General features: G+C 65.9%; 8 protein-coding genes. 4 read left to right on the forward strand and 4 right to left on the reverse strand.

Features of this window, described 5'->3' with window-relative positions:
• Positions 1-2,101: polysaccharide biosynthesis tyrosine autokinase (locus tag ACREBX_RS13610; RefSeq protein ID WP_431562284.1), on the forward strand; the 2,101-nt coding region annotated here is incomplete at its 5' end.
• 12 nt (positions 2,102-2,113) lie between these two features.
• On the forward strand, positions 2,114-3,484 hold the full coding sequence (locus tag ACREBX_RS13615; RefSeq protein ID WP_431562285.1) for a hypothetical protein: 1,371 nt from the start codon (positions 2,114-2,116) through the stop codon (positions 3,482-3,484).
• Here the strand turns inward: ACREBX_RS13615 and ACREBX_RS13620 are convergent.
• Both ACREBX_RS13620 and ACREBX_RS13625 read right to left on the reverse strand, forming a co-directional pair.
• The gene (locus tag ACREBX_RS13620) at positions 3,469-4,587 is read right to left on the reverse strand and encodes a serine hydrolase domain-containing protein (RefSeq protein WP_431562286.1); all 1,119 of its coding nucleotides are present in this window, start codon (positions 4,585-4,587) and stop codon (positions 3,469-3,471) included. The genes ACREBX_RS13615 and ACREBX_RS13620 overlap by 16 nt on opposite strands.
• A gap of 8 nt (positions 4,588-4,595) precedes the next feature.
• On the reverse strand, positions 4,596-6,878 hold the full coding sequence (locus tag ACREBX_RS13625; RefSeq protein ID WP_431562287.1) for a TonB-dependent receptor: 2,283 nt from the start codon (positions 6,876-6,878) through the stop codon (positions 4,596-4,598).
• Between the two features lie 124 nt (positions 6,879-7,002).
• Here ACREBX_RS13625 and ACREBX_RS13630 point away from each other — a divergent pair, with 124 nt between their 5' ends.
• A complete protein-coding gene (locus ACREBX_RS13630) occupies positions 7,003-8,217 on the forward strand; it encodes a TetR family transcriptional regulator (RefSeq protein WP_431562288.1) in 1,215 nt (404 codons plus the stop codon).
• A gap of 38 nt (positions 8,218-8,255) precedes the next feature.
• Here ACREBX_RS13630 and ACREBX_RS13635 read toward each other — a convergent pair whose 3' ends face one another.
• The gene (locus tag ACREBX_RS13635; RefSeq protein WP_431562289.1) at positions 8,256-9,500 is read right to left on the reverse strand and encodes an acyl-CoA dehydrogenase family protein; all 1,245 of its coding nucleotides are present in this window, start codon (positions 9,498-9,500) and stop codon (positions 8,256-8,258) included.
• A gap of 95 nt (positions 9,501-9,595) precedes the next feature.
• Positions 9,596-10,525: a LysR family transcriptional regulator gene (locus ACREBX_RS13640; RefSeq protein ID WP_431562290.1), complete on the reverse strand. Its 930-nt coding sequence runs from the start codon at positions 10,523-10,525 to the stop codon at positions 9,596-9,598.
• Between the two features lie 192 nt (positions 10,526-10,717).
• On the opposite strand from ACREBX_RS13640, the gene ACREBX_RS13645 reads away from it, so the two are divergent.
• Positions 10,718-13,093 carry a TonB-dependent receptor plug domain-containing protein gene (locus tag ACREBX_RS13645; RefSeq protein ID WP_431562291.1) on the forward strand — a complete coding sequence of 792 codons (2,376 nt, stop codon included), beginning with the start codon at positions 10,718-10,720 and terminating at the stop codon, positions 13,091-13,093.
• Positions 13,094-13,099 lie beyond the last annotated feature (6 nt).

Consider the following 13,099-nt stretch of genomic DNA (forward strand, 5'->3'; position numbering starts at 1 on the left):
GCGCCGGGTCGGCGCGGTACTGCGCCGGCGATGGATGATATTATGTGCGGCGATGGCCGCGGCGATCGTGATCGCCGCGGCCGCCTATCTCGTCGCCGAACCGCGCTATCTCGCCACCGCGCAGGTCGCGCTCGAACGGACGGCCGAGCGCGTGATCAACGTCGATTCGGTGACCCCGACGACGGATCCCGATTCGGCGGCGGTCGATACCGAGGTGCAGGTCTTGCGCTCGCCCGAACTCATCGGGCGGGTGGTCGACCGGTTGAAGCTCGCCCGCGACCCGGCATTCAACAGTGCGGCCGGACAGGGGCAACCGACGGCGCAGCCCGATCTGATCGGGCGCCAGCGCGCGATCGGTACGCTGCTGGGCGGGCTGACGGTGAAGCGCGACGGGCTCTCCTATGCGATCAGCGTCTCGTTCGAAGGCGGCACGCCGGTGCAGTCGGCGCAGATCGCCAATGCGCTGGTCGACGATTATGTGTCGGGGCAGGTCGGCTCGAAGACCGAGGCGACGCATCGCGCCCGCGGGTTCCTCGAACAACGTCTCCAGGACCTTCGCGCGCAGGTGGTCGGCGCCGAGCGCGAAGTCGCCGACTATCGCGCCGCGCACAGCCTTTTCGCCGTCTCCGAAGCGAGCACGGTGACGCAGCAGGAGCTGTCGGGTCTTTCGACCCAGCTCGCGCAGGCCAAGGCAGAGAATGCCGCGGCGCAGGCGCGTCTTTCGGCGGCACGCACGCAACTGAGCGGCGGACGGACCGGCGAGGAGCTCGGCGATTCGCTCGATTCACCCGTCGTCAGCCAGTTGCGCGCCCAGCGTGCCGAGGTGGCGCGCGAGGTCGGAGCGCTGGAAAAACGTTATGGCCCGCGCCATCCCGATCTCGTCCGCGCGCAAAGCCAGCTCCGCGTCGCCGATCAGCAGATCGCGGGCGAGGTGCAGCGCATCGTCTCCAATGTCTCGATCCAGGCGAGCATCGCCAACCAGCGCGCGGGTTCGCTCGCGGGTTCGGTGGCGCAGTCCGAGGGCAAGCTCGCCAGCGACAATGCGGCATCGGTGCGGTTGAACGAGCTGGAGCGCAACGCCGAATCGGCGCGGACACTCTATCAGGCGTTCCTCGATCGCTATCGCCAGACGGTTGCGCAATCGGGGCTGGAGCGCAGCGATGCCTATATCGTCAGCCGCGCGCGCGTTCCCGGTGCGCCGAGTTCGCCCAACATGCTGATCTATGCGGCGATGGCCGTCGTCGGCGGGCTGGGCATCGGCGTGCTGCTCGTCGTCCTGCTCCAGCTGCTCGAACGCGGGCTCGAAACGAGCGATGCGATCGAGGATGCGCTGGGGCTGTCGACGCTCGCCGCGATCCCCGACGCCAACACGCTGCCCGGCTATCGCAAGCTGGGCCCGCCGGCGCCCCCGGCGGAATTGCTGCTCAAGCGGCCGCAATCGACCTATGCGGAGGCTTTCCGCACGCTCCGCACCTCGATCCAGTTCGCCGAGGCGGCGAACCCGATCCGCGTCGTCGCAATTACTTCGGCGGTGCCAGGCGAGGGCAAGACCACGACCGCGATGGGGCTGGCCCGTGCGGTGGCAGCGGCGGGCGGCAAGGTGTTGCTAATCGACGCCGATGCACGGCGGCGCGCTTCCAGCCGGCAGTTCGCCGATGGTGTGACGCTGGGGCTGGACGAGGTGCTCGCGGGGCAGGCGACGCTGGAGCAGGCGATCGTCAAGGACAGCCTGTCGGGTGCCTTCCTGCTGCCGCAGCGGATCGATTCCAAGGGCGTCGGGCTGACCGAGAGTCCGCGGCTGGCCGAGCTGATCGAGCAGGTGCGCGAGCGTTACGACCTCGTGATCCTCGACACGCCGCCGGTGCTGCCGGTGGACGAGGCGCGCGTGATCGCGAGCATGGCCGACGGGGTGGTGTTCCTCGTGCGCTGGCGCAAGACGCCGGCCAAGGCGGTGTCGGTGGCGCTGCGGCGGCTCTACGATGTCCATGCCGAGTTGCTGGGCGCCGTGCTGACGCTGGTCGACGTACGCGAGCAGGAGCGGGCCGGCTATGAAGATGGCGGAACCTTCCTGAAGGCGTACCGTCCTTATTATGCCGACTGATCCGGCGGCGCCGTGACCGCGCAGGCGCTACCCTATGGCTCCGCGTTCGGGCTCGGCATCTTGCTGCCGGTGACGGCGTTGCTGCTCGTCGCGCTCGTCATCGCGGCGCGGCGGGCGGGCAGCGTGGCGGGCGCGTTCGTGGTTGTGGCGCTGTGGATGCGCTACACTGCGGGCGCCTATCACCTTTATATGTTCCAGCCGCTCGCGGGCGGGCTTTCGGGCAATGCCTTGCTCTCGATCGGGGTCACCGCATTCGGGCTGCTTTTTGTGGTTCGGTCGGCCAATCTGGCGCTCAAATGGCTGTTGCCCGTCTATGCGCTGGTCGGGCTGGCGCTGTTCAGCGCCGCACTCAACGGCGATGCAGCCGGCGGGATCAACGCCGCGGTCAAATATGCCTATATGATCGTCATCATGATCGCGGTGTTTCAGGCGCTGCGCAGCGATCCCGACGCGCGGTTCCTGAGCTGGGCGATGGTTTCGTTCCTGCCGCTGCTCGTCTTTCAGGCGCTGTCGCTGGCGCTGAATTTGCCCAAGGGCTCGGAGGATGGCGACGGGCTGGTCTGGATCGGCGGCTATAATCACGAAGCGGCCTTTTCGGTCGCGATGATGACGGGGTTTCTGGCCGGCTGTTTCGCCAAGTCGGCGCCGCGCGCGGTGCGGGTGGCTTTCCTGCTCGCGACATTGATCGGCATCCTGCTCGCGGGTTACCGCACGACGATCCTCGCGTTCGCGCCGCTCGCGCTCGCGGCCTTCCTGAGCGGGCTGACGATGAGCGTGCCGCGCGACCAGCGCGCACCGATGGCGGTGACGGCCGTGGTTGCGGGCGTGCTTCTCGTCTCGATCGCGGCGTTGTCCTACAGCGAGAGTTTCGCGGACCTTGCCGCCTTCCTCTCGGATCCCGCCGGGCTGATCAAGCCGCCGCGCGACTTCGATCTGCTCGAACGTCAGGTGATGTCCGGCCGGCCGCTGATCTGGAGCAGCTATATCTATACCTGGGCCGACGGGTCACCGCTCCAGCATCTGTTCGGTCTGGGGCCGGAGAGTTGGGAGGGCGTGTTCAAAGTCTATCCGCACAACACGCTGATCGCGACGCTCTATGAACTCGGCTGGTTCGGCGTGGCGGCAATGATCGCACTGTGGACGGTCATGTTCGCGGCGGCGGCCTCGGCGCATGGCGAGCGTTTCAAGCTGCTCGCGGCGCATTTCGCCTTCTTCCTGCTCAACATGGCGACGATGCCGTTCTGGCAGGTCGAGGGGCTGGCGCTCTATGGGCTGCTCTGCGGCTACACGATCTATGCCGCCCGCGCGGCGCCGCGACGACGGCCGCTGCGCGCCGCTGAGGCGCGGCGACCGCTGTCGGCCGACCCTTACAGGCAGCGATAAACCGCTTCGATGAGCGCGACGTCGCGCGGGTCGTCGCGCAGCAGCGTCCCCATGCGGTTCATCGTGTAGCTCATGGCCAGCCCTTCCACGGGATCGGCGAAGGCAAAGGATCCACCCCAGCCCGAATGTCCGAACGCGGCCGGGTTCGGTCCGTAAAGCCCGTCGGAATTGGTGAGGAATCCCGCGGCCCAGCGTGCCGGTAGTCCGAGTACGAGATCGACGCCGTCGGTGCGCGGCGCCGTTGCCGCGGCGCGCGTTTCGGCGTCGACCAGGCCATTCGCGAAGCGGGCGTAAAGCCGCGCCAGCGCCGCGGCGTTCGAATGGCCGTTGGCCGACGCCAGATCAGCGGCGCGCCAGACGGCGTCGTTGGGGAGCAGCGGATCGAGCGGCGGATTGGCGAGCGCCGCAATCTGCGGCGGCGTCAGGCTGCCGATATTGGCCGAGCTGAGCTCTGGCGGCGCGACGATCTCGGCGCGGCGATGCTCCTGCTGCCGATCGAGCCCGATCGCGACGTCGAGCCCGAGCTTGCCGGCGATCTCTTGCTGAACAAAGATTTTGAGCGATCGCCCCTCGATCCGTTCGAACAGCGCGGTCGCGAGGATACCGATGCTGATCGCGTGATAGCCCGATGCGCTGCCCGGTTCCCACAGCGGGGCCTGCGCCGCGAGCCGGTCCGCGGCGTCGGCGCTGGCGAGAAGGTCGGCGATGGTCGCCGGAGCCGCAAAGCCGCATAGCCCCGCCTGATGCGAGAGCAGCATGCCGATCGAGATGTCGCGCTTGCCGTTCGCCGCGAACTCGGGCCAGTGATTGGCGACGCGGTCGTCGTAGGACATCAACCCCCGATCCGCGAGCATCGCGAAGGCGATTGCGGCGACCCCCTTGGTCGTCGACCAGAGGTTGACGAGCGTATCGGCCTGCCACGCCTGCGTCCGCGCCGCATCGCGCCAGCCGCCGTGGAGATCGACCCGCGCTTCGCCGCCGACGATCAGGCAGAGCGCGGCACCGACGTCGCCGCGCGCGCTGAAATTGGCGGCGAAGGCATCGCGGACGGCGCCGAAGCGCGGGTCGCATTTTCCGGCAATGGGTGCGTCGATTGTCATCATCCTTCTCCTCAGTAGCGGAAGCTGACTTCGACGCCGTAGGTGCGCGGCGCGTTATAATTGCGGTTGACGATGCCAAGCGTCGCAAGGTTGACGCCGCTTACGACGTAACTTTCCTTCGTGAGGTTGCGGCCCCACAGGGCGATCTCCCACCCGCTCTTCTCGTCGGCTAGCGAGACGCGCGCGTTCAGCAACCAATAGGCTTTCGACGCGGTCAGCGGGTCGTTCGACGCTTCCTTGAACGTCGATGAGGCATAGCGTGCGTCGCCCTGGACCGCGGCGCGTAGCCGCGGGGTCAGACCGAATTCGTACCGCGCCTTGCCCGAAAAGGACGTCGATGGCGCGTTCGGCAACCGGTTGCCCGCAGGAACGATGCCCGCGGCGGTGGCGAAGGAGGATAGGCGCGTATCGAGCAGTCCGAGCCCGCCCGACAAGGTCAGACCCGAAACGGGGCGCAGGATCAGGTCGATGTCGGCCCCGAACACGCGCGCGCTGTCGACATTGCCGACCTTCTGCACCGACAGCCCGGTCACCGGATCGACGAAGCGGACAAAGGTCTGCGGATCCTTGTAATCATAATAGAAGCCCGAGGCATTCAATGTCACCGCGCGCCCGAATTCGCTCTTCACACTGATCTCGTACGCGGTGATCGTCTCGGGGCGATAGGGCAGAAGCTGGTTGTCGTTGTTGGTGAAGCCGCTGAAGAAGCCGCCGCTCTTTCGCCCGCGCGATAACGAAGCGAAGAGCAGCAGCCCGTCGCGCGGCCGGAAATTGAGGCCGACCCGTCCGGTAACATTGTCGTCGCTGATCACATCGTCGATGAAGGTGTTGTTCACACCGACGAGCGGTGAGGGCGTGATGAAGGTCGTGCCGCCCTCATAATGCCGCCGCTCGTGCGTGAAGCGGATGCCGGTGATCAGGTCGACCTTGTCGGCGATATGCCAGGTCGCGTCGGCATAAAGCGCCGCCGAGCGCGTGACCTGATCGTAACTGGTCTTTCCCGATCCACTCGCGGCGCCGAGGAACAGCAACGGCCAGTCGTCGCTGAAATTGCTATTGTCGCCGAGTACGCGATCCCAGGAATAGAAACCGCCGCCGACGACATCGACGAGATCGTCGCGGTAGCCGACGCGCAGTTCCTGTGTGAACTGACGGACATCCTCGTCCTCGATATAATCGAACTGGTCGAGCGGGGTCGCGTCGACGTCGATATGATAGAGGCGCGAGAAATCGATATAGCCCGTGATCGAGGTAATCTCGAACGCGCCGGTGCTGTAACGGATCTTGCCGGTCAGATTGACCTGGTCGACATGATAGGGAAAGCGCCCGGTCCAGTCGCCGTCATAGGGGCTGTCGTGACCGTTCTGATACCCATAGGCGTCGGCGCAATTCGCATTGTCGAGCCCGCCTTGCAGCACCGCCGCGCACGGAACGAACGGCGTGCCGATGCCATAGGTGCCGTTGAACTGCGGCACCCCCATTTCGGAGCGCGAGCGCTCGCCCTCGGCCTTCAGCAAGATGTCGAGATCGTCGGTGGGCTGAAGCGCGAGCTGGATGCGGCCGAGCCAGATGTCGCGCGTCCCGATGTCGCGGCGGCCGGGGGTGCCGTCTTCGCGCAGCGAACTCGTCCAGTAACCCCTGCCTTGCTGGATCGTCTTGCCGCCGATGCGAAGCTGCGCCCGCCCGGGCAGCGGGACATTGAGCATCGCCTCTGCGTCGAAGGTATCGAAATTGCCATAGCCCGCTTTCGCGAACGCCGCGAAATCATCGCCCGGCGTCGCCGCCACGATGTTGACCGCGTCGGCGGTTGTGTTGCGGCCGTAAAGCGTGCCTTGCGGCCCTTTCAGGATTTCGACGCGGCCGAGGTCGAAGAAATTGCCGCTCATCAGTCCCGGCGAGGCGAGCGGGATTTCGTCGACATAGATGCCCGCGGCGGGGCTGGAGACGGTGCTGAAATCGTCGAGGCCGATGCCGCGGATCGTCACCGTCGGCAGCGCCCCGGGGACCGTTTCCTTGATGTCGACATTGGGGACCTGTGTCGCGAGATCCTTGAGCTCGGCGACGCGCGCGGTGCGGATGCCCTCGGCCGACAGCGCCTGGATCGTCGCGCCGACGTCCTGCAGCCGCTCCTCGCGCTTCATCGCGGTGACGACAATATCGTCCGAGTCGTCGTCCGGTGCGGCCTCCTGCGCATCGGCCCCGGTCGCGCCGAGGACGATCGCCGCGCTCGCCAGAAGCGCCGATTTCGACGCGCGGCCTGCCGCGGCGCGCAGATGCGTAAAGCCTCCCATCATCTCTCCCTTTCCCCAACATTCTTTATCGTCTATTTTTCTGACATATGAGTATGTTCAAACATACCGACTTGTCAATTGGCTTCGGAACGGGCAGGCAGGCGCCATGGAAAACAGCGGTTTGGCGATGAAAAGCAGACCCCTGCTGAGCGCGGCGCGCGCCGCGCGGCAGGCATTGCTGCTCGACGAAGCGGCGGCGGAATTTCGTCGCAACGGAGTCGCGGGTGCCGACCTTGTGCGCATCGCGCAAAATGTCGGGCTGACACGGCCGAGCCTCTATAATTATTGCTCGGACCGCAGCGACCTTGCGCGGCAATGCTATTTCCACTTGCTCGATCCGATGCTTGCCGATCTTGACCGGGCTGCAAGCGATGCCGGTAGCGGGCTTCAGGCCGTGCTCGCCTTCCTCGCCGCCGCACGCGAACGCGACCAGTCGCATGCCATCATTGCCGCCGAACTCGACACGCTTCCCGCCGAAGGGCGGCGCGATATTGTCGCGCGGCAGACCGAGGCGTTCGACCGGCTTGCGGCGCTGGTCGAGCGCGGGATCGCCGACGGATCGGTGCGCTGCTGCGACCCCGCGATCGCTGCGCGGACGATATGGGGCATCATCGCCTGGGCGCCGCTCGGCGACATCTGGGCCCGCCGTGCCGAGCCCGGCCGGCTGTCGGTCGAGCTTCCCGGGATTGTCGAACGCGGCATCGCTACCGGCCCCGCTCCGGTCCAGGGCGCCCTGATCGCGATCGAGGATTGGGAAGCGCTCGTCCCGCCGCCGTCCGCCGATCGCCCCGGCGAGATCGTCGCTGCCGCGTCGGCGCTATTCAACGCACGCGGCGTCGAAGGGGTGTCGCTCGACGATGTCGCGGCGGCGATGTCGGCGACCAAGGGGCTCGTCTATCATCATTTCGCCAGCAAGGCCGATCTGGTCGCGGCGTGCCTTGACCGTGCTTTCGCGCTGTACGACCGGCTGCTCGATCAGGCCGAGCGGCATGCGTGCGGCGCCGATCGCGCGCGCGCCGGGCTTGCGCTCAACGTCCAGGCCCAACTCGATCCCGCCGGCCCGATGTCGCTGACCGCGGCTGCCTATCACAAGCTGTCGGACGCCGAGCGCGAACGCTTCGGCCGTCAGACCAATCACCTGCTCGACCGTTCGATCGCGACGATGATATTGGGCAATACCGACGGCAGCCTGCGCCCGTTCGAGGCCGAACCGACGGCCCTGGCGTCCGCCGGAACGTTCAACTTCGTCGCGCGCTGGCTGCCGGCCGGCATTATGCTGTCACCGCGGGACATCGCCTTCGAAGTGTCGAATCTTTTCCTTCACGGGCTGCGAAGGCCGTAACTCGCGCGCGGCGTGCGGGGTCTGCCGGCGGCCGTTCGTCAGTGCCGCCCCAGTTCGTCGCGGCCGACCACCATATAATGAACCTCGTCGGGGCCGTCGGCGAAGCGCAGGTGGCGCACGTCGGCATAAAGATCGGCGAGCGGGGTCCATTGCGAGATACCGGTCGCGCCGTGGATCTGGATCGCCTGGTCGATGATCTGGCAGGTGCGTTCGGGGACCATCGCTTTCGCCATGCTGACCCAGACGCGTGCCTCGCGGTTGCCGAGCAGATCCATCGCCTTCGCCGCCTTGAGCACGATCAGGCGCATCGCCTCGATCTCGATCCGCGCGCGCGCGATCACTTCCAGATTCTTGCCGAGTTGCGACAGCTGGCGGCCAAAGGCGGTGCGCGAATTGCCGCGCTTGACCATCAGGTCGAGCGCGCGCTCGGCCTTGCCGATCGTGCGCATGCAGTGGTGGATACGCCCCGGCCCGAGGCGCATCTGCGAAATCTCGAACCCGCGGCCCTCGCCGAGCAGGATATTATCCTTGGGCACGCGGACATTGTCGAAGCGCATGTGCATATGGCCTTGTGGCGCATGGTCGGCGCCGAAGACGTGCATCGGGCCGAGCACCTGCACGCCGGGTGTGTCCATCGGCACGAGGATCTGCGAATGCTGTGCCTTGCGTGCGGCCTCGGGGTTCGTGTTCACCATGCAAATCAGGATCTTGCAGCGCGGGTCGCCGGCGCCGCTGATGAAATATTTCTCGCCGTTGATCACCCACTCGTCGCCTTCGAGACGCGCGCGCGTTTCGAGGTTGCTGGCATCCGACGAGGCGACGCCGGGCTCGGTCATCACATAGGCCGAGCGGATTTCGCCGTTCAACAAGGGTTTGAGCCAGCGCTCCTTCTGCTCGGGCGTGCCGACCATTTCGAGCACTTCCATATTGCCCGTGTCGGGCGCCGAGCAATTCAGCGATTCCGATGCGAGCGGCGACTTGCCGAGTTCGGCGGCGATATAGGCATAGTCGAGGTTGCTGAGCGGGGTGCCGGTGTCGCCGTGCGGCAGGAAGAAATTCCAGAGTCCCGCGGCCTTCGCCTTGTCCTTCGCGCCTTCGAGCAGTTCGAGCTGGCCCGGCGCCCAGCTCCAGCGATCGGCGCGGCCTTCACCGAGGCGGAAAAATTCTTCGCTGATCGGATCGACATTCTCGGCGATGTGGCGCTTGACCGCGTCGAACAGCGGCTGCGCTTCCTTCGACATCCTGAGGTCGTTGAGTTCGGCTTCGAGTTCGATCTCGGTCATGGCAATCCTCCGCTGGGTTTCGCCCACAGCTTAGCGGCACCACGTCATCGAGGAAAATGATAGGAGTGAATATAATATATTCGTCAGGAGAATGACTAGTTGGCCTGTGCCAGCTCGTCGGTGATGATCGCGCGCAGCCAGCCGAGCCCCGGATCGGCCTGCGCCGCCTGGTGCCAATACAGATAGCTTCCGCCTTGCTCGACCGGCAGCGGCAGCTCGACGAGCTGCATCGGTCCCATCGCGGCCAGCACCTCGGCATGCGACCGCGGCAGCGAAAACAGCATGTCGGATGTGGCGACAATCTGCCACGCGGTGATGGCATGCTGGCAGCGGACGGCGACGCGCCGGGCGAGGCCCATGCGGCCGAGCGCGATGTCCTCGATCCCGGGGCCATAGGGCCGCGACGTCGCGATGATATGTTCGAGCGCGAGATAGGTATCGAGATCGATGCCGCCGTCGATGCGTGGATGCCCTTTGCGCGCTACGACGACGATGGGCTCGGTCCCGAGATAATGGCGCTGGAGCCGGTCGTCGGCGGGCAGCGCGACATCGAGCGCGAGGTCGAGGTCGCCGCTCGCGAGCATCATGACCAGATCGCGGCGGCGGAAGGTCACGCTGGCGAGCGCGACATGCGGGGCCTCGCGCCGCACGCGCGCGACGAGCGAAGAGAAGCGCGGCATTTCGCCCGACAGGCGCACCCCGATGCGGAACTCGCGCGTCGCCTCGGGGGGGTCGAACGAGGCGGCGGCGTCGAGCGCCGCATCGAGCCCGCGCAGCGCCTCGCGCACCGGCCCCGCAATCGCGCGGGCGGCGGGGGTCGGCACCAGCCCGTTGCCCTGTCGCACGAAGAGCGGGTCGTCGAACTGTGTTCGCAAACGCGTCAGGGCATGGCTGATCGCCGGCTGCGACAGGTTCAAGTGGCGCGCCGCCGCCGACACGCCGCCCTTGACGAAAATGGCGTCGAATATCCGCAGCAGGTTGAGATCGAATCTGGCGAGCTGCCGCAGGACGTCCTCCTCTGCCAAATCGGTGTGTGACGGATCATGGGCCTAATCGCTAATGACGCGGAAGTGAACAACCGCCCGCGATAACGCTCCCGTTCGTTACGCGCGTCGCCCTCGATCCGTATCGAGCGACACCTGTTTGTCACAATGAATTTCTAGGTCGCGACGGCAATCAAAACATAACTCTCCCCCGTCGAGATCCAAGGAGCATCCATGAAAAGCCTCACCGCCTGCGCGCTTGTCGCGCTGCAATTTGCTGCGTCCGCGACGGCCTCGGCCGAAGAGATGGCCCCGGCCGGAACCGAAAGCGCCGAGGGCGAGGCGATCATCGTCACCGGCACGCGCGATGCGCGGCGGACCCAGTTCGACACGCTGGCCCCGATCGACGTCCTGTCGGGCAAGGCGATCGACAGCAGCGTGTCGAACGATCTGTCCGATACGCTTGCGCAGCTCCTGCCGTCGTTCAACGTCCAGCGCCTGCCGGCCGCCGATGGTCAGGCGTTCGTCCGCCCCGCGACGCTGCGCGGCCTGTCGCCCGACCAGACGCTCGTCCTCGTCAACGGCAAGCGTTATCACCGCTCGGCGCTGCTCGGCACGCGCGGCGCGCAGGCGGCCGATCTTGCGACGATCCCGAACCTTGCGATCAAGCGGATCGAGGTGCTGCGCGACGGCGCATCGGCGCAATATGGTTCGGATGCGATCGCGGGGGTGATCAACATCATTCTCGACGACCAGCCCGGCATGACCGCCTTTGGCCAATATTCGAGCTATTATGAAGGCGATGGTCAAAGCTATCAGACCGGCGGGCAGGGCGGGGTCGCGCTCGGCGACCGCGGCACATTGGTCTTCACCGGCGAATTTGCGAAGTCCGATGCGACATCGCGCACACGCCAGCGCCCCGATGCCGAAGCGTTCCAGGCGGCGAACCCGAACCTCGACGTGCCGAACCCGGTGCAGCGCTGGGGCCAGCCCGACCTGCGCTCGGTGCGCGGCGCGGTGAACGCCGATTACGAGATCGTCGATGGTGCCACCCTCTATGCCTTCGGAACGATTACCGACGGTGAGGGGGTCACCGACTTCAACTGGCGCAACCCCGCGGGCACGGCGAACGTCTATAATCCGAGCACGGCCTTTCCGGGCTTCAGCTTCCGGAGCCTCTATCCCGCCGGATTCACGCCGCGTTTCGGCACCGAATATGACGATTTCCAGACCAACGGCGGGCTGCGCGGATCGATTGGAGACCAACTCACCTATGATCTCGGCGCGTCGCTCGGGCGCAGCCGCATCAATTATAATTTGGGCGAATCGCTGAACGCTTCGCTCGGGCCGAATAGCCCGACCAGCTTCTACCTCGGGCAGTTGCGGCAAAAGGAATTCAACCTCAACGCCGACTTTGTCTACCGCCTTCCGGTTGGCCTCGCCGAGCCGGCGAACATCGCTTTCGGTGCCGAACGGCGCAAGGAAAGCTATGCGATCCGCCAAGGCGATCCCGCATCCTATGCGATCGGGCCCGGCGCCGCGACGGGACTTGCGCCGAACAGCAACGGCTTCCCCGGCTTCAGCCCGCTGACTGCGGGCGAATGGTCGCAGACGAGCTATGCCGGCTATCTGGACGTCGAGGTCCGGCCGATCGAGGCGCTGACGCTTGGCGCCGCGGGCCGCTATGAGGATTTCTCGGCCTTTGGCGACACCTTCAACTACAAATTGTCGGCGCGCCTCGAACCTGTTGATGGCATCGCGCTGCGCGGCACCTATTCGACGGGCTTTCGCGCCCCGACGCCCGCGCAGCTGAACGCGACCAATGTCAGCCAGGGCCTCGACACCACGACGCTGCAGATCTTCAACACCGGGCGTCTGTCGCCGAACGATCCGATCGCGATCGCACTCGGCGCCAAGCCGCTGACCCCCGAAAAGTCGCGGACATTGACCGCGGGCCTGACCTTTCAGTCGAATTTCGGACTGACAGGCAGCATCGACGTGTACCAGATCAAGATGCGCGATCGCTTCAGCCAGTCGCGCACCTTCGCGGTGCCCGTGGCATTCCCCAATCCGCAGCGCTTTACCGCGGTCACCTATTTCACCAATGATTTCGACACCCGTACGCGCGGGATCGACGTCGTGCTCGCTTATGCGCGCGACGTCGGCCCGGGCAAGGCCGACATCAGCATCGCCTATAATTATAACCAGACCCGGGTGACGAGCGGCACCTCGGCGGCGATCGGGAACGAAACGCAGCGGATATTGTTCGAAGATCGTTTGCCCAAGCATAATGGCACCGCCTCGCTCGGCTATACGATCGGCCGCTTCGGGTTGCAGGGTCGCGCGCGCTATTATGGCGCGTGGACCGACGTCAGCGGCAATGCGACGGGCGAGGTCTTTCAGCGTTTTGGATCGATGGTGATGTTCGACTTGTCGGCGAGCCTCCAGCTGAACGAACATATCTCGCTCCGCGCCGGGGCCGAGAATATCTTCGACACCTATCCCGACGAGGCGACCAATCAGGCGGTGCGCGGGCTCATCTATTCGCGCAACGCGCCCTATGACACCGACGGCGGTCAATATTATGTCCGCGTCGGGATCACCTTCTGACGAAAA

This window comes from Sphingopyxis sp., assembly GCF_050725655.1.
Lineage (GTDB): Bacteria > Pseudomonadota > Alphaproteobacteria > Sphingomonadales > Sphingomonadaceae > Sphingopyxis.